This is a genomic window from Actinoplanes sp. NPDC049598, from assembly GCF_040675435.1.
Lineage (GTDB): Bacteria > Actinomycetota > Actinomycetes > Mycobacteriales > Micromonosporaceae > Actinoplanes.
The window spans coordinates 1-22,023 of the sequence record NZ_JBFAOX010000043.1 but is presented as its reverse complement, the minus strand read 5'-3'; the positions used below and the strand labels follow the sequence as shown (position 1 = coordinate 22,023).

The 22,023-nt window shown below is 71.0% G+C and carries 16 protein-coding genes; 10 read left to right on the top strand and 6 right to left on the bottom strand.

What is annotated here, in order from left to right:
• Nucleotides 1–2: 2 nt before the first annotated feature.
• Both fahA and AB0J66_RS47325 read right to left on the bottom strand, forming a co-directional pair.
• Entirely contained in the window at nucleotides 3–1,148 is a 1,146-nt protein-coding gene (gene fahA / locus AB0J66_RS47330) for a fumarylacetoacetase (RefSeq protein ID WP_364675400.1), read from the bottom strand.
• The gene (locus AB0J66_RS47325; RefSeq protein WP_364675397.1) at nucleotides 1,145–1,987 is read right to left on the bottom strand and encodes a hypothetical protein; all 843 of its coding nucleotides are present in this window, start codon (nucleotides 1,985–1,987) and stop codon (nucleotides 1,145–1,147) included. Before AB0J66_RS47325 ends, fahA begins: the two co-directional genes overlap by 4 nt.
• Nucleotides 1,988–2,061: 74 nt before the next feature.
• Between AB0J66_RS47325 and AB0J66_RS47320 the strand changes: the two genes are divergently transcribed.
• From AB0J66_RS47320 to AB0J66_RS47305, 4 genes are all read left to right on the top strand, one after another.
• The gene (locus AB0J66_RS47320; RefSeq protein WP_364675395.1) at nucleotides 2,062–2,973 is read left to right on the top strand and encodes an SPFH domain-containing protein; all 912 of its coding nucleotides are present in this window, start codon (nucleotides 2,062–2,064) and stop codon (nucleotides 2,971–2,973) included.
• Between the two features lie 17 nt (nucleotides 2,974–2,990).
• A complete protein-coding gene (locus AB0J66_RS47315; RefSeq protein ID WP_364675392.1) occupies nucleotides 2,991–3,206 on the top strand; it encodes a hypothetical protein in 216 nt (71 codons plus the stop codon).
• 100 nt (nucleotides 3,207–3,306) lie between these two features.
• On the top strand, nucleotides 3,307–4,677 hold the full coding sequence (locus AB0J66_RS47310; RefSeq protein ID WP_364675390.1) for a glycoside hydrolase family 6 protein: 1,371 nt from the start codon (nucleotides 3,307–3,309) through the stop codon (nucleotides 4,675–4,677).
• Nucleotides 4,678–5,176: 499 nt separating this feature from the next.
• Nucleotides 5,177–6,199 (top strand): glycoside hydrolase family 11 protein, encoded by a 1,023-nt coding sequence (locus AB0J66_RS47305; RefSeq protein WP_364675388.1) that lies wholly within the window; start codon nucleotides 5,177–5,179, stop codon nucleotides 6,197–6,199.
• Between the two features lie 14 nt (nucleotides 6,200–6,213).
• Here the strand turns inward: AB0J66_RS47305 and AB0J66_RS47300 are convergent, their stop codons facing one another.
• The gene (locus AB0J66_RS47300; protein WP_364675385.1) at nucleotides 6,214–7,272 is read right to left on the bottom strand and encodes a polyprenyl synthetase family protein; all 1,059 of its coding nucleotides are present in this window, start codon (nucleotides 7,270–7,272) and stop codon (nucleotides 6,214–6,216) included.
• Nucleotides 7,273–7,476: 204 nt separating this feature from the next.
• Here AB0J66_RS47300 and AB0J66_RS47295 point away from each other — a divergent pair, with 204 nt between their 5' ends.
• The 5 genes from AB0J66_RS47295 (at nucleotide 7,477) to AB0J66_RS47275 (ending at nucleotide 17,712) form a co-directional block, all read left to right on the top strand.
• Nucleotides 7,477–7,935: a MarR family transcriptional regulator gene (locus AB0J66_RS47295; RefSeq protein WP_364675382.1), complete on the top strand. Its 459-nt coding sequence runs from the start codon at nucleotides 7,477–7,479 to the stop codon at nucleotides 7,933–7,935.
• A gap of 100 nt (nucleotides 7,936–8,035) precedes the next feature.
• A complete protein-coding gene (locus AB0J66_RS47290) occupies nucleotides 8,036–14,074 on the top strand; it encodes an RHS repeat-associated core domain-containing protein (RefSeq protein WP_364675379.1) in 6,039 nt (2,012 codons plus the stop codon).
• Nucleotides 14,075–14,079: 5 nt separating this feature from the next.
• Nucleotides 14,080–14,553 carry an SUKH-3 domain-containing protein gene (locus AB0J66_RS47285; RefSeq protein WP_364675376.1) on the top strand — a complete coding sequence of 158 codons (474 nt, stop codon included), beginning with the start codon at nucleotides 14,080–14,082 and terminating at the stop codon, nucleotides 14,551–14,553.
• Nucleotides 14,550–15,728, top strand: coding sequence for a cysteine desulfurase-like protein (locus tag AB0J66_RS47280; RefSeq protein ID WP_364675374.1), 1,179 nt, complete (start codon nucleotides 14,550–14,552; stop codon nucleotides 15,726–15,728). The genes AB0J66_RS47285 and AB0J66_RS47280 overlap by 4 nt, the downstream gene beginning before the upstream one ends.
• A 19-nt stretch (nucleotides 15,729–15,747) precedes the next feature.
• Complete coding sequence (locus AB0J66_RS47275; protein ID WP_364675372.1) at nucleotides 15,748–17,712, top strand: alpha-1,4-glucan--maltose-1-phosphate maltosyltransferase; 1,965 nt, start codon at nucleotides 15,748–15,750, stop codon at nucleotides 17,710–17,712.
• On the opposite strand, the gene AB0J66_RS47270 is transcribed toward AB0J66_RS47275, so the two are convergent.
• Both AB0J66_RS47270 and AB0J66_RS47265 read right to left on the bottom strand, forming a co-directional pair.
• Nucleotides 17,696–19,231, bottom strand: a complete 1,536-nt coding sequence (locus AB0J66_RS47270) for a ubiquinol-cytochrome c reductase cytochrome b subunit (RefSeq protein ID WP_364675478.1) — start codon at nucleotides 19,229–19,231, stop codon at nucleotides 17,696–17,698. The genes AB0J66_RS47275 and AB0J66_RS47270 overlap by 17 nt on opposite strands.
• Nucleotides 19,232–19,285: 54 nt before the next feature.
• Nucleotides 19,286–20,029: an SDR family oxidoreductase gene (locus AB0J66_RS47265; protein WP_364675370.1), complete on the bottom strand. Its 744-nt coding sequence runs from the start codon at nucleotides 20,027–20,029 to the stop codon at nucleotides 19,286–19,288.
• Nucleotides 20,030–20,110: 81 nt separating this feature from the next.
• On the opposite strand from AB0J66_RS47265, the gene AB0J66_RS47260 reads away from it, so the two are divergent.
• The gene (locus AB0J66_RS47260; protein WP_364675367.1) at nucleotides 20,111–20,698 is read left to right on the top strand and encodes a TetR family transcriptional regulator; all 588 of its coding nucleotides are present in this window, start codon (nucleotides 20,111–20,113) and stop codon (nucleotides 20,696–20,698) included.
• Nucleotides 20,699–21,044: 346 nt separating this feature from the next.
• On the opposite strand, the gene AB0J66_RS47255 is transcribed toward AB0J66_RS47260, so the two are convergent.
• Entirely contained in the window at nucleotides 21,045–21,734 is a 690-nt protein-coding gene (locus AB0J66_RS47255) for a CBS domain-containing protein (protein ID WP_364675364.1), read from the bottom strand.
• Nucleotides 21,735–22,023 lie beyond the last annotated feature (289 nt).

Below are 22,023 nucleotides of genomic sequence, written 5' to 3'. Positions count from 1 at the left end.
CTTCAGACTGCCGGGCGGATGGTGCCTGTCACCTGGCCGAAGCTGATTCGGGTGCCGTTCGGGCCTGGGGCGGTGGCGGAGATGCTGACCTCGTCGCCGTCGCGCAGGAACGTGCGCTCCTCGCCCTTGACCGTGATCGGCTCGCGGCCGCCCCAGGTGAGCTCGATGAACGCGCCGCGCTGGTTCTTCTCGGGGCCGGAGATGGTGCCGGAGGCGAAGAGATCACCGGTCCGGGCCGCGGCGCCGTTGACTGTCAGGTGAGCGAGCATCTGCGCCGGGGACCAGTACATCTCGCGATAGGGCGGGCGCGAGACGGGCTCGCCGTTCCACTCCACCAGCAGGTCGATGTCCAGGCCCCAGTCCTCGTTCCCGCGCAGGTACGGCAGGGGCGGCGGGTCCTGCCCGGGCAGCGGGATCCGGGCCGCTTGGAGCGCGGCCAGCGGCACCACCCACGGCGAGACCGAGGTGGCGAAGCTCTTGCCCAGGTGCGGCCCCAGCGGCACGTACTCCCAGGCCTGCAGGTCGCGGGCCGACCAGTCGTTGACCAGCACCGCGCCGAACACGTGCTCGGCGAACTCGTCCACCGCGATCCGGCCGCCCAGAGGCGAGCCGACCCCGACGACGAACCCGAGCTCGGCCTCGATGTCCAGGCGCCGGCTCGGCCCGAAGCTCGGCGCGGCCTCGCCGGGATCCTTGCGCTGCCCGCTGGGCCGGACGATGTCGGTGCCGGAGACGACGACGGTGCCGGCCCGGCCGTGGTAGCCGACCGGCAGGTGCTTCCAGTTCGGCATCAGCGGTTCGGAGTCGGGCCGGAACAGCCGCCCCAGGTTCGACGCGTGGTGCTCGGAGGCGTAGAAGTCGACGTAGTCGGCCACCTCGAACGGCAGATGCAGCCGCACCGCACGGAGCGGGTGCTGGGCCTCGCCGGCCACCGGTCCTTCGAGCGCGTCGCGGACCCGCTCGCGGACCTCGGCCCAGCGCCGGGGGCCCTGCGCGAGGAACGGGTTGAGCGACGGCGCGTCGAACACCGGGTCGCCCAGCAGCGCCGCCAGGTCGATGACGGTGTCGCCCAGCCGCACACCGGCCCGGGGCTTCCCACCGGCCGGCGAGAAGATCCCGTACGGCAGGTTGTCCAAGCCGAAGCTCACGAAGCCGCTCCTTCCACGAGGCCCAGCCGCACGAGATCGTCGAGCGGGTCGGTGAGGCTGCAGGTGCCGAACGAGGTGAACGCCGCCCGCACGCGCTCCGCGTCGAGCTCCCGGACCAGCCCGGCCACGACGCCGCCGTCCCGCTCGGCCAGCAGGGCCCGGGCCTCGGGCTCGCCGCCGCCGCGGACGAGGGCGTCGGTGGCCAGCAGCAGGTTGAGAAAGCCGTGCTGCTCGAACCCGGTCTCCGGGTCCGTGTTGCGCACCGCGTGGTGCAGCCCGGCCGTCGCCTTGAACGGCACCCCGGCCGCGACCACGGCCGCCACGGAGCTCGCCAGCTCGGCCTCGCCGGGATAGAGCTCGGCCCGGACCCCGCCGGTACGGAACTTGGCGCGGTACCGCCCCGCGACGGCCTCGATCACCGGGAGCCGGCGCTCGTCGCGCGGCACCTCGACGTAGACCTCGACCGCCGGATCGCCGATCCGGTCGACCACCTCGGCCGCCGTGACGCCGGTGGGCACCGCCACTTCCACCGACCGTAGGTCGACCGGCAGGGCCGCCGCGTCCGTCAGGACTCCCGGCAGACCGGCCGGCCCGTCCGGCAGGGTCACCGACAACGGCAGCGGCTCGGCGCCGGCGTCGAGCAGCCGCGCCAGCTCGGGCAGCGCGGCGGCGCTGAGCACCAGCGGCCCGGCCAGCTCCGCGTACCACTCGGCCTGCCGCTCCCGGTAGGCGCGGACCGCCGCCGGCAGCGGCGCCAGCCCGGGCGGGAAGACGGCGGCGTCGTCGCACAGGCCGGCCACCACCGCCGGGAGGCGCGAGCCTCGACGCCGAGTCCACATTCCCCGATCGTACGGGTTGAAAAATGTGATATCAGATTGCTAGTCTGGTGCCATCAACACGGGAGGAGCACCACATGACGGAACACCTCGAGCTGCCCGAGCCGCAGACCCGGGAGCGGATCGCCCGGGGCGCCTCGGGCTGGCCGGTCCTCGGCCTGTCGATCGCGGTGATCGTTCTTTGCTTCGTCGCCTTCGTCATCGGCGTGCAGCAGGACGACAACGCGGTGGCCGGGGTCCTGATCGGCGCGGCCGTCCTGTTCGGACTGGCGGCGCTGTTCGTCCTGGCCGGGCTGACGCCGGTCGCGCCGGGCGAGGCCCGCGTGCTGCAGCTGCTCGGCCGCTACACCGGCACGGTCCGCACCGACGGGCTGCGCTGGGTCAACCCGCTCACCGCCCGGCGCCGCGTCTCCGTGCGCATCCGCAACCACGAGACCGACGTCCTGAAGGTCAACGACCTGGACGGCAACCCGATCGAGATCGCCGCCGTCGTCGTCTGGCAGGTCGAGGACACGGCCCGCGCCGTCTTCGAGGTCGACGACTTCATCGAGTTCGTGGCCATCCAGACCGAGACCGCCGTGCGGCACATCGCCAACGGCTACTCCTACGACTCCCACGACACCACCCGGATGTCGCTGCGCGACAACGCCGACGAGATCACCGCCAAGCTGTCGGAGGAGATCGGCGTCCGCGTGGCCGCGGCCGGCGTGAAGATCATCGAGTCCCGGCTGACCCGCCTGGCCTACTCCCCCGAGATCGCCAGCGCCATGCTGCGCCGGCAGCAGGCCAACGCGATCGTCGCCGCCCGCACCCGCATCGTCGAGGGGGCGGTCGGCATGGTCGAGATGGCCCTGCTCCGCCTGGCCGAGAACGACGTGGTCGACCTCGACGAGGAGCGCAAGGCGGCGATGGTCAGCAACCTGCTCGTGGTGCTGTGCGGCGACCGCGACGCCCAGCCGGTGGTCAACGCGGGCACCCTCTACTCCTAACGGAAGCGCCTGGCCCCATGGCAACCGAACGGAAGAAGCTCCTCCTCCGCCTGGACCCCGCCGTGCACGACGCACTGGCGCGCTGGGCGGGGGACGAGCTGCGCAGCACCAACGCCCAGATCGAGTTCCTCCTCCGCCAGGCTCTGGCCGACGCGGGCCGCCTCCCCGGCCAGGTGAGCCGCATGCGCGGCCCCGGCCGCCCTCCCCGTGCCCCCGAAGCCGAAGAGGAGTGACGGCCTCGATCCAATCCTGTCGATTGCCGGGAACGGGCGGCGGAGTTACGGTGTGGGAGCGCTCCCAGTCATCCGGAATTCCCCTTCGGAAGGAAGCACCGTGCCTTACTCCCCCTCTCGCCGCCCGCGACGACTGACCATCGTCTCCGCCTCGATCGCGTGTGCTGCCGCCGCGGTCGCTGTCGGGTTCACCGGCGGCACCGCCTCGGCCGGCACCCTCAGCGGCACCCTCTACCGTGACCCCAGCACCGCCGTGGCCCGCTGGGTCGCGGCCAATCCCAACGACTCCCGTGCGGCCCTGATCAGCTCGCGCATCGCCAGCCAGCCGGCCACCCGCTGGCTGTCGAACTTCAACCTGTCGACCATCGAGTCCGAGGTGTCGGGCTACGTCGGCGCGGCCGCCGCGGCGGGGCAGGTGCCGCAGTTGACCGTCTACGGCATCCCCAACCGTGACTGCGGCGGGGCCAGCGCGGGCGGCGCGCCCGACCTGAACCAGTACCAGACCTGGATCAACGGGATCGCCCGCGGCCTGGCCGGCCGGACCACGCTGATCCTGCTCGAGCCCGACTCGATCGCCCTGCAGACCTGTTTGAGCGGCAGCGACCTCAGCGCCCGCAACCAGGCGCTGGCCACGGCGACCCGCACCCTCAAGGCAGCCGGGGCCAAGGTCTACCTGGACGGCGGCCACTCGGCCTGGAACAGCGCCGCCGAGCAGGCCGGCCGGCTGGTCAACGCGGGTGTCGCCGACGCCGACGGCTTCTACAGCAACGTCTCCAACTTCCAGTCCACCGCGAACGAGACCTCGTTCGGCCGCTCGGTGCTGAGCGCGCTGGCCGGCCGCGGCGTCAACGGCAAGCGGCAGGTCATCGACACCAGCCGCAACGGCGGCGCGGCCGGCGACTGGTGCGGCGACGACAACACGGACCGGCGGATCGGCCGCTACCCGACCCTCGACACCGGCGACGCCAACATCGACGCCTTCCTCTGGGTGAAGCCGCCCGGCGAGGCCGACGGCTGCCGGTACGCGGCCGGCTCGTTCCAGCCCGACCTGGCCGCCAGCCTGGCCACCGGCGCACCCCTGCCGCCGACCACCGGCCCGACCACCCCGCCGCCCACCACTCCCGCCACGACCCCGCCCACCACGACGCCTCCGACCACTCCGCCGACCACGCAGCCGGCCGGAGCGTGCGGCGCGAGCTACGTGACGTCGAGCTCGTGGCAGGGTGGCTTCCAGGGCCTAGTCACGGTCAAGGCGGGCGCCGGCGCGATCGGCGGCTGGTCCGTCTCGTGGACACTGGCCGCCGGGCAGACGGTCAACCAGGTCTGGGGCGGCGTCCTGTCGGTCAACGGCTCGTCGGTCACCGTGCGCAACGCCGCCTGGAACGGCTCCCTCGCTCCGGGCGCGACCGCCGAGTTCGGCTTCATCGCCTCCGGCTCAGCCGCCACGCCGTCGCTGACCTGCGCGGCCTGACAAGGAGACCCGGCAAAGCGGCCCGGCGACACCGCCCGGCAAGCGGCCCGACCACGCCCACCAAGCAGCCCGGCCATGCGGCCCGACCACGCCCACCAAGCGGCCCGACCGTGCGCCCTGACCACGCCCACCAAGCGGCCGACAGGCGGCCCTGCGCGGTCTGACTGAGCAACCTGACGACGAGCGGACAACGGCAGCGGCCCGGCGGGGAAACCCTCGCCGGGCCGCTTCGTAAGTTTCGTAATCTAAGTTGAGATGCCGTGATCATGGGTGCGCTCTCCCGCGTACGGCCGCCTTCAAGTTGGTCTTGAACTGCGCAGATGAACAGCGGGGCACCCTCGGTAATTCCGGAATGTTTCCGTAAGTTGTTGACACGGACGCCCCTCGAAGGCCACGATCACGCAATGACGGACTTCGATGACCGTTGATCCCCGCGGTCCCGGTTCGTCACGTCTGCGGGGCTGCTCCCCGGCAGCCCCCTTCCGAGGAGGACGCATTCATGACCGCAGATCCAGCCCGTCCCCATCCCCCACGCCGCGGGGTCGTCCGCGCGCTCGCCGGGGCCGCCTTCGCCGTGGCCCTTTCCGTGGCCGGCGTGACGGTGGCCGGCACCGCGCACGCCGAGTCCGACCGGACCGTCAGCTCGAACACGACCGGCACGCACAACGGTTATTACTTCTCGTTCTGGAAGGACAGCGGCAACGCCAGCATGACGCTGCGCGCCGACGGCCGTTACTCCAGCAGCTGGGACCGCAGCACCAACAACTGGGTCGGCGGTAAGGGCTGGGCCACCGGCACCCGCCGCACAGTGACGTACTCCGGCTCCTACAACCCCGGCAACAACAACACCTATCTGGCCCTGTACGGATGGACCCGCAACCCGCTCATCGAGTACTACATCGTCGAGAACTTCGGCAGCTACAACCCGAGCAGCGGCGCCACCCGGATGGGCACGGTCACCACCGACGGCGGCACGTACGACATCCTGCGCAGCCAGCGGGTCAACGCGCCGTCGATCGACGGCAACCAGACGTTCTACCAGTTCTGGAGTGTCCGGCAGTCGAAGCGCAGCTCCGGCACCATCACGATCGCCAACCACTTCGACGCGTGGGCGCGGGCCGGCCTGAACCTCGGCACCAACCACAGCTACCAGATCATGGCTACCGAGGGCTACCAGAGCCAGGGCAGCTCGGACATCACCGTCCGTGAGGGCAGCGGCGGCGGCACCAACCCGACCACTCCCCCGCCGAACGACGGCAGCAACTGCACCGCGGTGCTCTCGGCGGGCCAGCAGTACGGCGACCGCTTCAACCTCAACGTCTCGGTGCAGAACACCAGCAACTGGACCGTCGGGCTCACCCTCAACGGCGGCCAGAGCATCCAGAACAGCTGGAACGCCTCGGTCAGCGGTACCACCGGTACCGTCACCGCGAGACCGAACGGCAACGGCAACAACTTCGGCGTGACCATCATGGCCAACGGCAACTGGACCTGGCCTACGGTGACCTGCCGAACGAGCTGATCGGCAGAGCCGGCTCAGGAGACCCGCTCGGTGGCGGCCCGCGCAAGGCCGGCCAGCACCGGGCGGGTCGCCTCGTCGAGGGGGGTGGCGTCCAGGGCGGCCACCGAGTGATCCAGCAGGTCGGAGATCATGTTTTCGACGGCTTCCAGGGCTCCGGTGTCCGTCATGATCTCGCGGAGCGTTCCGATGCCGGCGGCGTCGAGCGTGGGGGCGCCGAGCAGCGCGTCGACGCGGGCCTTCTGGGCCGGGGCGGAGCGTTCGAGGGTGAGCGCGACCAGCACGGTTCGCTTGCCCTCGCGAAGGTCATCGCCGGCCGGCTTGCCGGTGCGGGCGGGGTCGCCGAACACGCCCAGGATGTCGTCGCGCAGCTGGAACGCCTCGCCCAGGGGCAGACCGAAGGCGGAGAGGCCGGCCAGCAGGTCGTCGCCGGCCCCGGCGAGCTGGGCGCCGAGGAGCAGCGGATGCTCCACCGTGTACTTGGCGCTCTTGTAGTGCACGACCCGGCGGGCGCGTTCGAGGGCGCCCTGGCGGCGGGACCCGGCCATCGCCTGCTCCAGCAGGTCGAGATACTGCCCGCCCATGAGCTGCGTACGCATGCCGTTGAAGACCGAGCGCCCCCGGGCGAGAGCGGCCGGAGCCAGGCCGCTGGCCGTGTAGAGCTCGTCGCTCCAGGTCAGGCACAGGTCGCCGGCGAGCACGGCGGCCGACTCGCCGAAGCGGCCGGCGTCGCCGCGCCAGCCGTGGCCGCGGTGCAGGGCCGAGAACCGCCGGTGCATCGCCGGGGCGCCGCGCCGGGTCTCGGAGGCATCCATCACGTCGTCGTGGATCAGCGCCGCCGCCTGGAAGAACTCGAGCGCCGTGGCCGCGCGCACGATGCCCGGCCCGTCCGGCCCGCCGGCGGCCCGCCAGGCCCAGTAACAGAACGCGGCCCGAAGCCGCTTCCCGCCGCTCAGGAAACCGGTCAGATATTGCACGAGCGGAGCGCAGTCGTCGCTGACGTCGGCCAGTACTGCCGCCTGGGCAGCCAAGAACTCGTCGACGGCCTGCTGCACGCGCGCGGCCAGCTCGGTCACGCGGGATCCCCCTCAAGCAGCCGGGCCAGGCCGAGCAGCCGGGTGGCGGCAGTCACGATCAGGGCGCTGAGCTGGACGTTTACGACGTGGGGGCCCACGATGATCATCTCCCGGCCCCACGGCGGGCATTTCTCTCTACTGTCATGAATCTTGTTATACAAGTAGTTAGATAAACTCGCTACTCGATCGTCGTATGATGTCGCGGTGGACACGCCGGAACGAGCGCAGGGCAGCGAGCTGGCCCGCGCAGTCCGCGCCGTGCTGCAGGCCAACGGCGAGGCGACGCACAGCCTGGCCCGCCGGCTGGGGGTGGGCATCACCGACGCGGTCGCCCTCGACCACTTGTTGAGCAGCACCGACGGGCTGGGCCCGACGGAGCTCGGTCAGCGTCTGGGCATCCGGTCGGCCTCGGCCACCACGCTGGTCGACCGGCTCGACGCGGCCGGGCACGCCCAGCGGATCCCGCACCCGTCCGACCGGCGCCGGCAGACCGTGGTCGCCACCGGGCACGCGTACGAGGAAGTGCGGGACGCCCTCGCCCCACTTCTGCGGCGCATCGAGGAGGCCGTGGCCCGGCTGAGCCCCGAGGAGGCCGCCGCCGCGGTGTCGTTCCTGCGCGAGGTGGCCGCGGCGATGCACGACTACGCCGAGGGCGATGTCTGACCATTCGGCCCCGGCTGACAGATCAACGACACCGCGTTTAAATCGATAGATCTGCATGCTTGGCTCCCCCTTGGTCATCTCACGGGGGAGGTCATCAATCATGTCGTTCGCGCGTGGATTCGCGCGGGCCCGCTATATCGCGGGCTTCAGCGCACTGCTTCTGGTCGGAACGCTGGCGCCACCGGTCGACAACCCGGCGTCGGCCGATCCCGGCGACGTTCCGAAGGTCACCGCCGGGGCCGCGCCGCAACAACGCGGCGTGCCGGCCGGGGCGGCGGACAACGTCGCCGTCACGGAGGCTGAGCGGCCTCCGGTCGTACCGCCGCTGGTGCGAGCCGGCGGCCAAGCCGAGACAGTAGGCAAAGCAGCCGTGGCCCGGGTCGCCGCCGCGGCACCGGGTGAAGCCTTCGTGGATGTGGTGCTGCGGCCCGGATTCGTGGTCGGCGACACCTCGCTCGTCACCTACTTCAACCTGAAGGACCAGGGCTTCGACTCGTGGCGGGTCGACCTGTACGAGACCGGCTCGCAGACCAGGCAGGAGTCGGTCGTCCTCGGGCGGGACAAGCTCGGCAACGACGGCTGCGGTGAGCTGCGCACGTACTGCAAGTCGCTCGGCGCGGCCGAGGGCTGGCAGCTGGACGCCACGAAGAGCTACTTCGTCGTCATCACCGCGCTCTACCCGGACGGCGAGGTGCCGTCGGCCAACTCGGAGAACGCCCAGCCGCGCACCACGATCGACCCGCCGGCCATCCCGGACCGGCAGGCGGCCGGTTGTGGCTGCTCGACCGCGCTCGGCATGACCGACGCCAGCCAGGCCGTGCGCGCGATCGGCGTGAACACCGGCACCGGCGGCTTCACCCGCAACGAGAGCGACCTCGCGATGACGTCGTTCGGGGTGCCGTTCTCGTCCGGGCGGGCCTACGCCTCGCTCAACACCGGGGCCTCGGCCTTCGGGCCGGGCTGGGCCTGGGTGTACGACATGAAGGTCACCCCGGTCGACGGGGGCGCCCTGGTCCGCGCCGAGGACGGGTCGGACACGCTGTTCAAGGCCGACGGCGCGGGCTTCGTACGGCCGCCGGGTGTGCGGTCGACGCTGCGCAAGGCCGGCGACGGCTGGACGCTGACCACCCGCCGCAACATCGTCTTCACCTTCGACGGGCAGGGCCGGCTGGTCTCGGTGCTCAACCCGCGCCAGGTGGGGCTGCGGTTCGCGCACAGCGCCACGGGCATCACGATCACCGACGCCTCCGCCCGGACGGTCGCGGTCAAGCTGGCCGGCGGGCTGATCCAGTCCATCACGCTGCCGGACGGCCGCAAGACGCAGTACTTCTACACCGACGGCCTGCTGACCAAGGTGATCGACGCGGCCGGCGAGACCTGGCAGTACAGGTACAGCGCGGCCCGGCTGCTCACCCAGGTCGTCGACCCGCGCAAGGTGGTCGCGCTGACCAACGAGTACGGCCCGACCGGCCGGGTCACCCGTCAGCTGGACGCGCTCGGCGCGGCCACGACGTTCGAGTGGAACGCGGCCAAGCAGGAGGCCAAGACCGTCGACGCCGACAACGTGGTGGTCTGGGACGGCTACAAGGGCAACGTGCTGCTCTACTCGCAGCGCGGCAACGGCGACACCAACAACCACCGGTACGACGGCACGCTGAACCGCAACCTGGTGGTCAACGGCAACCAGAACCAGCACGAGTCGCAGTACGACGCGGCCGGCAACCGGATCGAGCAGTTCGCCCCGGGCCGCAAGTTCAGCGAGAAGACGCAGTACGACGCCCGGAACAACCCGACGACCCACGTCGACGCCGACGGGCAGACGTGGAAGGACGAGTACAACGCGTTCGACGAGCTGGTGAAGACCACCGACCCGGAGAACCACTCGATCACCTACACGTACGACGACCGGGGTCTGCGGCTGACCGTCACCGACCAGCGGGGCAAGGTCTTCCGGTACGAGAACATCGCGGCCGGGGAGCAGAACGCCGGTCTGGTCAAGGCGTCCGTGTCGGCCGAGGGGCGGCGGATCGCGTACGGCTACGACAAGGTGGGCCGCAAGGTCACCGTCACCGACCCGCGGGGCACGGTGGCCGGGGCGAAACCGGAGAACTTCACGACCCGTACGTCTTATGACGCTCTTGACCGGGTCGTCGCGGTGCAGTCGCCGGGCAAGAAGAACCCGGACACCAAGCGGTACGACACGGCCGGGCGGCTGGAGAAGACGACCACGGCCGGCGGGGTCGCGGTCTCGTACGCGTACTTCGACAACGGCCTGCCCAAGGCGACCTACGAGGCGCGGCGGACGCTGCTCTACACGTACACCCCGGCCGGGCGGCGGCTGACCTCCGCGGTCGACATGAAGCACGAGGCCGACCTGGTCACCAGCTGGACGTACAACGTCAAGGGTCTGGTCGAGTCGGTCACCTCGCCGCGCGGGAACGTGCCCGGCGCCACCAAGGCCGACTTCACCACCAGCTACAAGTACGACCACAACGACAACCTGATCCAGATGCGCAGGCCCTACCCGGGCGGGCAGGTCGTGGTGAAGGACTACAAGGTCGACGACCTGGACCGCAGCGTGGAGACGGTCGACGAGTTCGGCAAGTCGTCCACCTCCACCCGGGCCAACAGCGGCCTGGTCACCGGGACCAAGGACGCGCTGGGCCGGACCACGGCCATGGCCTACGACAAGGCGGGCCGGCAGACCGGCATCACCGACTCGGGCGGCGTGGAGACCAAGTCGGAGTACGACGAGGCCGGCCACAAGATCAAGCAGATCTCGGCCACCGGCGGCGTCACCACCTACACGTACACCGACGACGGCCTGCTCTCCTCCGTCACCGAGCCCCGCGGCAACGTCGCCGGCGCGGACAAGGAGCGCTTCACCACCCACTACGAGTACGACCTCGCGGCCAACCCGGTCAAGACGGTCGACGCGCTCGACAACGCGACCACGTCGAAGTTCGACGCGCTGAACCGGACGGTGTCGACCACCGACGCCAACGGGCACACCACCCGCTACACGTACACCGACGACGACCGGACCCGGACCGTCACCGCGGCCAACGCGGAGTACGACTCGGACGACCCGGAGGAGGAGTCGACCCTCTACACGTACGGCGAGGACGGCGCCCTGGCGTCGGTCACCGACCCGCGTGAGAACAAGACCTCGATGTACTACGACGAGGCGGGGCGGCTGATCCGCACGAGCGACCCGCTCGAGCGCACCACGTACGCCAAGTACGACCCGGACAACAACCGGATCCAGACGCTGACCGTCGGCGACGACGACGATCTGGACGACCTGAGCCCGGCCGAGATCGCCAAGCGGACCATCGTCGACGAGTACGACATCGTCAACCGGCTGGCCAAGCGCACCGCGGGCACCGGCGGGCCGGTCTACACCTGGGGCTACGACGCCAAGGACCGGGTCACCTCGTACGGCGACGCGACCGGCGTGCGGGCCGTGACCTACGACGACGAGGACCAGATCAGGTCGGTCACCCGCAAACAGGCGGGCCGGGCCGACGAGACGTACGCCTACGACTACGACGCGCGCGGCAACATCACCAACCGGCAGTACCCGAACGGCACCACCGTGGCCTACGGCTACGACGCGGCCAGCCGGGTCACCTCGCAGACCGTGGGCGGGGCCACGTGGAGCTTCGGTTACGACGTGGCGGGCCGGCGCACCAGCACCACGATGCCGGCGGCGACCGGGCTGACCGAGAAGCGGGTCTACGACGACGCGGGCCGGCTGACGTCGGTGGGCACCGAGCGCACCGGAGCCGCGGTTCCGGGCGTACAGGACCCGGTCTCGAAGTATGACCTGACGCTGGACAAGGTCGGCAACCCGAGCCGGGTGATCACCACCCGCGGCGGTGTCGCCGAGTCGGTCGCCTACAGCTACGACGAGGTCAATCAGGTCACGTCGGCCTGCTACGGGGTGGCCTCCTGCACCGACAAGACGGTCAAGCCGGTCGGGCGGATCGACTACGAGTACGACCTCAACGGCAACCGCACCCAGCAGGTCCGCACCGGCACCGCCGGCAACGACGAGACCGAGTACGAGTACGACAAGGCCGACCAGCTCGTCGAGGAGGAGGTCGAAGGTCCCTCGCACGAGCGGGAGACCGAGTACAAGTACGACGACCGCGGCAACCAGATCAAGGCGGGCGGGGACAAGTTCGAGTACAACCTCGACAACACCCTGGCCAAGGCGACACTGGCCTCGGGGCAGTCGACCACGTTCAACTACGACGCCACCGGGCTGCGGATCTCGTCGACGACGGCGTTCGGCTCGCAGACCTCGACCCAGCGGTGGTCGTGGGACGTGGCCGGAACCCTGCCGCAGATCGCCATCGACTCCGACGGGGACGGCTCGAGATCGTTCACGTACGGGCCGGACGACGAGCCCCTCGCCCTGATCGACCCGGCGAGCGGGGTGCACGCGTACACCCACGATTGGCTCGGCGGCACCGCCGCCATGCTGACGCCGTCCGGGGCGGTCGAGAAGGGCTACGACTACGACCCGTACGGCAACCCGCGGGTCGGGCCCTCCCTGGCCGGGCAGCCGCAGGCGGAGCAGGGCGTCGAGAACCCGCTGCAGTACACCGGCGCCTACCAGGACAACAAGTCGGGCAGCGGCAACTACTTCCTGACCGCCCGCAACTACGACCCGGGCACCGGCCGCTTCGACAGCCGTGACCCGATGCCGACCGGGCCGGGCGCCACGTCGGCCTACACGTACGCCCAGAACAACCCGCTGGCCTACACCGACCCGACCGGCATGATGCCGGCCCCGGAGACCACCGGCGCGGCGGCGCCGGCCCCGGCCGCCACCACCGGCCCGTCCCCCGAGGACATCGCCAAGGCCAACCAGCTGCAGTCCAAGAGCACGCTCGACGTGATCCTGGAGGCCGGTGGCCAGATCCTCATGGAGTTCCTGGGGATCAACGACATCCTCAACTGCCTCAAGGGTGACCTCGTGGCCTGCGTCTCGATGGTCGTCGGGGCGCTGCCCTGGGGCAAGATCTTCAAGGCCAAGAAGATCGCCGAGGCCATCTTCAAGGCCGGCAAGGCCGTCATCACCTTCTTCCAGGAGCTGAAGTGGGCCAAGGCCATCCTCAAGGGCGCCGAGGACGCGGCCCGGATAGCCAAGGAAGCGGCGGCCGCGGCGGCCAAGGCGGCGGCCGAGAAGGCGGCGGCGGCCAAGGCCGCCGCGGAACGATTGGCCAAGAAGGCGGCGGCCGAGGCGCAAGCCAAGGCGAAAGCCCTGGCGGCCAAGGCCAAGGCGAAGACCAAGAAGCCGGCGGCCGACGGCGGGGCCTGCCCGCTGCCGCACAGCTTCGTGGCGGGCACGCCGGTGCTGCTGGCCGACGGGACGACCAAGCCCATCGAGAAGGTGCAGCCGGGCGACACCGTCAAGGCCTTTGAAAAGGCCGCCAAGCAGGTCACACACACCATCCGCACCGACGACGACAAGCAATTCGTCGACGTTTCGGTGGGCGGCGCGAAGATCACGACGACGGCGCACCACCCGTTCTGGTCGGAGACCCGGCAGAAGTGGGTGGACGCGGGCGATCTGCGCAAGGGCGAGGTCCTGCGCACCGCGGCCGGCACCTACGTCCAGGTCTCGGCGGTCCGGTCGTACGAGCACGAGGAGAAGACGTACGACCTGACGGTCGACGGCCTGCACACGTACTACGTGCTGGCCGGGGCCACCTCGGTCCTGGTGCACAACTGCGACCTGACCGACACGGCCCGCGCGGCGGCTCGCAACGCGCCGGACGACGCGACCATGACGGCGGCCGCCCGGTTCCGGGGCACGAACCTGACCGAGACGGGTTACTCGGGCCCGTCGTCCCGGCCCGGCTATCTCGAACAGGAGATCCAGGACGAGCTGGAGCACGGCGGTCAGACCTTCGCCGGTGACGCCGCCAACTGCGCGGAGGTCCGGGCCTGCAACAACCTGATCGCCAGCCACGGCGCGGCCTTCGAGGAATCGGTGGGCCGGCCGCTGACCCTGGCCGACATCGAGTTCGTGACCGTACGCAGCTCGACCGGGGTACCCGAACCGGCGTGCCTGTCGTGCCAGAGTGTCCTGGTACGAGCCGGCGCGACAGACCTGTCGAGGTGATGTGAGTGGACGCGGTGCCCGAGGACCTGGTCGGTCTGCTCTCTTCAGCCGGCTGGGCCCCCGGGCGCCGCATCGACGTTCTGCCTGTTTCAGAGCAGCTGACAGCGGCCGGCTTCGAGGTCTCCGGGGCCGCCGCGGAGTTCCTGTCGCAATACGCATTCCTCTCTTTCCGCCACGAGCCGAGCATCCTGCTCGACGGCCAACGGTCGTACTGCTGGACCCGCTTCGACCCGGGCGCCGTCGCCACCACGCGGGACGCCCGCATCGCCCGCCGGTGCGCCGAGATCGCGGGCACGAGCCTGTGCCCGGTCGGCACCGACGGCTTCCACCTGACCCTCTACATCTCCCCCGGCGCGGCGTTCTTCGCCGGCAAGGACGCCTCGGTCTTCCGTTATGCGCCTTCATTGACGGCGTTGTTGAGGGCGATGCGGGACGGGGTGCGGCCGGAACTCATCGGTGAGTGGATGATCGGTGCATGATCTTTGACGTCGCGCGTGTCCGGTCCGGCTATCCCGCCCTGGCCGAGGGGTTCGTTCAGTTCGACGGGGCGGGTGGGACCCAGCCGGCGGGGCCGGTGATCGACGCGATCGCCGGGGCGATGCGGGCGGCGGTGTCGAACCGGGGCACCGCGCACGAGCCGGCCCGGCGCTCGGGGGAGATCGTGGCCGCGGCCCGGGCGGCGGTGGCCGATCTGGTCGGCGGGGACCCGGCGGGCGTGGTGTTCGGGCCCAGCGCGACCGCGCTGACCTATCTCGTGGCGCGCACGCTGGCCCAGGGGTGGGGGCCGGAGGACGAGGTGGTGGTGTCGCGGCTCGACCACGACGCCAACGTACGGCCGTGGGTGCAGACCGGCGCCACGGTGAAGTGGGCCGAGATCGACCCGGTGACCGGGGCGCTCGACGTGGCCCAGTACCGCGAGCTCATCGGGCCACGCACGCGGCTGGTCGCGGTCACTGCGGCCAGCAATGCGGTGGGGACAGTTCCGGCTGTACGCGAGATCGCCGACCTCGCCCACGCGGCCGGCGCCCTGGTGTACGTGGACGGGGTGCACGCGACCGCGCATCGGCCGACCGACATGGTGGCCCTCGGGGCCGACTTCTACGTGACCAGCGCCTACAAGTGGTCGGGGCCGCACTACGCGGCGGTGGTGGCCGACCCGGCGGTGTGGGAGCCGCTGCACCCGGTCAAGCTGATCCCGTCGCCGGCCGGGGTGCCCGACCGCTTCGAGTACGGGACGCTGTCGTTCGAGCTGCTGGCCGGCATCACCGCGGCCGTCGACCACCTGGCGGGCCTTTCGCCGTCCGAGGGTGACCGCCGCGCCCGGCTGCTGACCAGCATGGCCGCGGCCGCTTCCTACGAGAACAAGCTGCTCGACCAGCTGCTGACCGGCCTGGCCCTCAACAGCAAGATCGAGATTTTGCCGGCGCCGGCCGACCGCTGCCCCACGGTCTCGTTCCGGGTCGCGGGCCAGACACCCGCCGAGACTGCGCAGACCCTCGGCGCCCAGGGCATCTGCGTCTCCTACGGGCACTACTACGCGGTCGAGTACTTCGGCCACACCGGCGGCGCCGTCCGGGTGAGTCTTTACCACTACAACACCGAGGAGGAAGTTCACCGTCTGCTGGCCGCGATCAACCAGCGGAGCACGTCCTGATCGGTTAGCGTCGATCGGTATGACGAGTCCTATCGGGCGCATTCCGGTGGTCGGCGTCGGGCCGGTCGTCGAGCACGGCACACGGCCGGCCAAATCCGTGACCGGCGAGGAGTTCGAGGTCACGGCCACGGTGTTCCGGGAGGGCCACGACGCGGTCAACGCCACCGTGGTCCTCACCGACCCGCAGGGCCAGGAGCACGCGCGGCCGATGACCCGGGTCAACGCCGGGCTGGACGCGTGGGCGGCCACGGTCAGCGCCGACCGGGCGGGCCGGTGGTCCTTCCGGGTCGAGGGCTGGTCCGATCCGTACGGCACCTGGCACCACGACGCCGTCATCAAGATCGAGGCCGGCGTGGACGTCGAGCTGATGCTCGAGGAGGGCGCCCGGGTCCTCGAGCGGGCGATCGCCGCCGCACCGCGGTCCAAGGAATTCGCCGAGGCCGTCACCGCCTTGCGCGACACCACGCGGACCCCCGAGGCGCGGCTCAGCGCCGGGGTCTCGGAGGCGGTGCAGAGCGAACTGCGAGCCCGGCCGCTGCGCGAGTTCGTCTCCGCGTCACCCGACTATCCCTGGCTGGTCGAGCGGGACCGGGCGCTCTACGGCGCCTGGTACGAGTTGTTCCCGCGCTCCGAGGGCGCCCACTTCGACGAGGAGGCCGGCCGCTGGATCAGCGGCACCTTCACCACGGCCGCCGAGCGCCTCGACGGCGTGGCCGACATGGGCTTCGACGTGGTCTATCTGACCCCGATCCACCCCATCGGCCGGGTCAACCGCAAGGGCCGCAACAACTCGCTGCACGCCGAGCCGGACGACCCGGGCTCGCCCTACGCGATCGGCTCGGCCGAGGGCGGGCACGACGCCATCCACCCCGACCTGGGCACGTTCGACGACTTCGACGCGTTCGTGGCCCGGGCCCGGTCCCTCGGCCTGGAGGTCGCCCTCGACCTGGCCCTGAACTGCGCGCCCGACCACCCGTGGGTGACCGCCCACCCCGAGTGGTTCACCACCCGGGCCGACGGCTCCATCGCCTACGCCGAGAACCCGCCCAAGAAGTACCAGGACATCTATCCGCTCAACTTCGACAACGACCCCGAGGGGTTGTACGAGGAGATCCTGCGCGTCATCCGGGTCTGGCTCGACCACGGCGTCACCATCTTCCGGGTCGACAACCCGCACACGAAACCGCTCTGGCTGTGGGAACGGCTGATCGCCGACACCGATCCGGACGTGATCTGGCTGGCCGAGGCGTTCACCCGCCCGGCCATGATGCACACCCTGGCCAAGATCGGCTTCCAGCAGTCGTACACGTACTACGCCTGGCGGCACACCAAGCCCGAGCTCGAGGAGTACTGCACCGAGCTGGCCGGCCCGGCCGCGGCCTACATGCGGCCCAGCTTCTGGCCGACCACGCACGACATCCTGACCCCGTTCATGCAGCGCGGCGGCCCGGAGGCCTGGATGCTGCGGGCCGCGCTGGCCGCGACCCTCTCCCCCACGTACGGCATCTACGCCGGCTACGAGCTGATGGAGCGCGAGCCGCGGCCCGGGGCCGAGGAGCAGATCGACAACGAGAAGTACGAGTACAAGAACCGCGACTGGACCGCACCCAACGGCGCCCCGTACCTCAAGCTGATCAACGAGATCCGCCGCGCCCACCCGGCCCTGCACCGGCTGCGCAACCTGCGCTTCCACGACGCCGACGACGACCACATCCTGGTCTTCTCCAAGCGCCGCCGCGTCTACGACCGCGACGACGTCATCGTCGTGGTGGCCAACCTGGAGCCCGACGTCACCCGCGACACGTGGATCCACCTGCGCATGCCCGAGCTCGGCCTGAACTGGCCGGACTCCTTCGTCGCCCACGAGCTGATCACCGGCGAGCACTGGAACTGGTCCGAACACAACTTCGTCCGCCTCGGCCCGGCCACCGAGCCGATCCACATCCTCCACATCCGCCCGGAGGGCATCACCGGCCCGAGGTGATCCGCTCCCGCTCCCGTTCTCGTTCTTGTTCTTGTTCGACCGGGACGAAGAAGCCCTTGACGGCCGGGATCAGCGCGCCCAGGCGGTTCATCTTCTTGGGCACCACCCAGCCTCCGTACGGCACCGGCCCGGAACCCAGGGGTTGGTGGACCTCCTCGAAGGCGCCGTCGGGCCGGCGGCGGATGATCCCGGTCTCGACGCCGTGGGTGAGGACCTCGCGGTCGTGCTGCTGCAGGCCCAGACAGAGCCGGACGGTGACGTAGTACGCCAGTGGCGGGCCGAGCACCAGGCCGAGGCGGCCGGCCCAGGTCATCGCGTTCAGGCTGACGTGGAACTTGTCGGCGATGATGTCGTTGGCGCCGGAGACCGTGGCGATCAGGAAGAACGTCAGGGCCATCACGCCGACACCGGTGCGCTGCGGCACGTCCCGAGGGCGCTGCAGCAGGTTGTGCCGGGCCTTGTCTTTGGTCAGCCGGGCCTCGAGGAACGGGTAGGCGCCGGTCACGGTCAGCAGCAGGCCGAAGACCACCACGGACGGCCAGAAGATCGGCGGGATGCTGTAGTCGCCGAGGTAGAGCTGCCAGGCCGGCATGAGCCGCACCAGACCGTCCAGGAACATCACGTACCAGTCGGGCTGGCTGGCCGCCGACACGTCGGCCGCCCGATACGGGCCGAACAGCCAGATCGGGTTGATCTGGAACAGGCCGGCCAGCAGGGCCACCACGGCGAAGACGGACAGGAACATGCCACCCTGCTTGAGCGCGTAGCGCGGGAACATGCGCTCGCCGACGACGTTCTTCTCGGTCCGGCCCGGGCCCGGCCACTGGGTGTGCTTCTGCACGAAGACCAGACCGACGTGCACGGCGATCAGCGCCAGCAGCACGGCCGGGATCAGCAGCACGTGCAGAATGAAGAACCGGCCGATGATCAAATCGCCGGGGAACTCGCCGCCGAACAGCGAGGCCGACGTCCAGGTGCCGATCACCGGGATCGACAGGATGATCCCGGCCGCGATCCGCAGGCCGGTGCCGGACAGACCGTCGTCGGGAAGCGAGTACCCGGTGAAGCCGGCCAGGAAGCCGAAGGTGAACAACGCGACGCCGAGCACCCAGTTGGCCTCCCGCGGCTTGCGGAAGGCGCCGGTGAAGAACGTCCGGGCCATGTGCACCACGATCGCCGCCATGAACAGCAGCGCCGCCCAGTGGTGCATCTGGCGCAGGAAGAGCCCGCCGCGGACCTCGAAGGACAGGTTCAAGGCCGACTCGTACGCCCGTGACACCTCGACGCCACGCAGCGCCGGGTACGAGCCCTGGTAGGTGACCTCCTGCATCGACGGGTCGAAGAACAGGGTGAGGAAGACCCCGGTGAGCAGCAGCACCACGAACGAGAAGAGCGCGATCTCGCCGAGCAGGAACGACCAGTGGTCCGGGAAGACCTTGTTGAGCAGACCGCGCAGCGGCGTCGCGACCCGGACCCGCTCGTCGACGCCGGCCGCCGCCTTCTTGAGACTGATGACCATGCTGTACGGACGGGACAGCGCGCCGATTCGTGACACGCCTTCCGGGCCGGGTTGTCACCCGGGCAGCAGGCTCCGTTCGCCGCCGTGGACGCTGACCATCGCGCCGTTGACGTAACTGCTGTGGTCGCCGACCAGGAAGAGGACGACGTCGGCGATCTCCTCAGGGTCGCCGATGCGGCCGCGGGCGTTCACCTGGTCCATCGCGTCGCCGACGGCGGCTAGCAGCGGGGCGGTGCCGGGGGTGCGCACCGGGCCCGACGAGACACCGTTGACGCGCAGGCCGGCGGGGCCGAACTCGGTGGCCCAGTAGCGGGTCAGGGTCTCCAGGGCCGCCTTGGACGCGCCGTAGGCGGCCCCGACGGGTGCGACCGAGGTGGCGGCGGTCGAGCTGACGTTGACGATCGTGCCGTGGCCGCGCTTGGCCATGCCCGGGGCCAGGGCCGCGACGAGCTGGAACGGGGCGCGGGTGTTGATCGCCAGGTGCCGGTCGAAGCTGTCCACGCTCGTGCCGGGGGTGGGCGTGAACTCGTACAGCCCGGCGTTGTTGACCAGAATGTCCACCGGGCCCGCCTCGGCGGCCAGGCGCTCGACGTCCTTGGCGTCGGTCAGATCGGCGGCGACGAAGCGGGCCCGGCCGCCACGCTCGGCGATCTCGGCCACCAGGGCCGCCCCGCGCTGCGCGTCGCGGCCGTGCACCACGACCTCGGCGCCGTGCTCGGCCAGCCGCTCGGCTACGGCCCGGCCGATGCCCGCGGTGGCCCCGGTGACCAGCGCTGTCCTGCCTGCGAGATCCGTCATGTCGACTCCATTCTGGGTTGGTCGACCCAATTTGTAGCGCCGATTTTTGGGTTGCGCAACCCATTCCGCTAGGCTGGGATCGTGACGTTGACTCGCAAGGGGCAGGCCACCCGGGAGCGCATCCTCAAAGCGGCGGCCGAGCTCATCGCCCGGCGCGGTGTGGCCGGCACCAGCACCGAGGACGTGCGCAAGGCGGCCGGCATCGGCGGGTCGCAGCTCTACCACTACTTCGACAGCAAGCAGGCCCTCATCCGGGCCGTCATCACCCGCCAGGCCCTCATCCCCGGCCGGCCCATGATGGGCGCCCTGGACAGCTTCGACGCCCTGCGGGCCTGGGCCGACGCCGCAATCGAGCACCAGGAGCTCAACGGCGGCCGCGGCGACTGCACGCTGCCCTCCCTCGCCGGCGAGCTGAACCCCGCCGACGACGAGACCCGCGAGGACCTGTGCAACGCCTTCCTGCGCTGGCGCTCCCTGCTGTACGAAGGTTTGCGAGCCATGCGCGACCGAGGCGACCTGCAGCCCACGGCCGACCTCGACGAGCTGTCGATGGTCCTGCTCACAGCCTTGCAGGGCGGTAGCCAGCTGAGCCAGACGCTCCGCACCGCCGAGCCGATGCGCGCGTCGATGAACGCGGCCCTCGCCTACGTCCACGCTTTCGCCGCCTGACGCCCGCACCGCCACCCGACGTCGCCCTCGGCAGCCCCACATCCGCTCCGCCGCGGGTCGCATGAACGTGCGAGCTGGCCGGGGTCGGGGTTGGTGGCCAGGGGGCTGACGGCCGGGGCTGAGGGCCGAGGCTGAGGGCCGAGGCTGAGGGCCGAGGCTGAGGCTGAAGGCGGGGGCCGAGGCCGGGGCCGGGGCCGAGGCTGAAGGCGGGGGCCGAGGCTGAAGGCCGGGGCCGAGGCTGAAGGCCGGGGCCGAGACTGAAGGCCGGGGCCGAGACTGAAGGCCGGGGCCGAGACTGAAGGCCGGGGCCGAGACTGAAGGCCGGGGCCGGGGCCGGGCGAGTTTGTCAGCCGGCGACGGTGCCCTTGCGGACGTTGAGGGTGGGGCTGTCGTCGTAGTCGTGCGTGATGGTGGAGCGGACCTCGACCACGCCGGCCACCTGGCGGGTCAGGCGCTCGGCGATCTCGGCCGACGAGTAGCGCTGGACCCGGCCCGAGAGCGTGACCACGCCGTCGGTGACGGTGGCCGACACCGTGGCGCCCTCGTCGTCCACGTACGGGCGCAGCACGCCCGACTCGACGTCGGCCAGGATCTCGTCGTCCGGGCGCAGGTGGGCCTTGAGCAGGTCGCCGCGGGAGACGATGCCGATCAGCCGGCCGAGGCCGTCGATGACCGGCAACCGCTTGACGCGCTCACGCTCCATCAGCCGGGCCGCCGCGGCGATCGAGGTGTCGCCGAACGCCACGACCGCGGGCGCGCTCATCAGCTCGGCGACGGTGCTGGCCTCGGCCTTGCGCCGCTCGCCGCGGCGATGGTGGCTCTCGAACAGCCGCGGCTCCCCGGCGCCGGCGAACTCGATCTTGCGAAGCAGGTCGGCCTCGGACACCACGCCGACGACCTGCCCGAGGGAGTCGATCACCGGCACCGCGCTCAGCCGGTGCCCGATCAGCAGATCGACCACGTCTCGATAGGAGGCGGCCACGTCGACGGACAGAACCGCCCTGGTCATGACATCGTCGACAGTCCAGGTCTTCACCGCGACCTCCTTCGATCGGCTTCAACTCGACGGTACGGCGCTCGGCCGCCCCGTGTCAGGGCCGATCGGCCCGTCCGCCCGCGCGCGACGCGCGCGCCATGAGGCATGGGGCGCAAGATCGGCGGGGCGGGCCGGGGCGGGGCGGGCCGGGGCGGGGCGCGGGCGCGGGCGCGGGACACGGGCGCGGCTCGGCGCGGGCGCGGGACACGGGCGCGGCTCGGCGCGGGCGCGGGACACGGGCGCGGCTCGGCGCGGGCGCGGGCGCGGCGCATGGCGCGGGCGCGGCGCA

What these genes read in the sequence shown, in the direction of transcription:
- AB0J66_RS47280 (WP_364675374.1), top strand. Translation starts at nt 14,550, where the DNA reads ATGATCTTTGACGTCGCGCGTGTCCGGTCCGGCTATCCCGCCCTGGCC.
- AB0J66_RS47290 (WP_364675379.1), top strand. Translation starts at nt 8,036, where the DNA reads ATGTCGTTCGCGCGTGGATTCGCGCGGGCCCGCTATATCGCGGGCTTC.
- AB0J66_RS47270 (WP_364675478.1), bottom strand. Translation starts at nt 19,231, where the DNA reads ATGGTCATCAGTCTCAAGAAGGCGGCGGCCGGCGTCGACGAGCGGGTC.
- AB0J66_RS47325 (WP_364675397.1), bottom strand. Translation starts at nt 1,987, where the DNA reads ATGTGGACTCGGCGTCGAGGCTCGCGCCTCCCGGCGGTGGTGGCCGGC.
- AB0J66_RS47275 (WP_364675372.1), top strand. Translation starts at nt 15,748, where the DNA reads ATGACGAGTCCTATCGGGCGCATTCCGGTGGTCGGCGTCGGGCCGGTC.
- AB0J66_RS47320 (WP_364675395.1), top strand. Translation starts at nt 2,062, where the DNA reads ATGACGGAACACCTCGAGCTGCCCGAGCCGCAGACCCGGGAGCGGATC.
- AB0J66_RS47265 (WP_364675370.1), bottom strand. Translation starts at nt 20,029, where the DNA reads ATGACGGATCTCGCAGGCAGGACAGCGCTGGTCACCGGGGCCACCGCG.
- AB0J66_RS47315 (WP_364675392.1), top strand. Translation starts at nt 2,991, where the DNA reads ATGGCAACCGAACGGAAGAAGCTCCTCCTCCGCCTGGACCCCGCCGTG.
- AB0J66_RS47305 (WP_364675388.1), top strand. Translation starts at nt 5,177, where the DNA reads ATGACCGCAGATCCAGCCCGTCCCCATCCCCCACGCCGCGGGGTCGTC.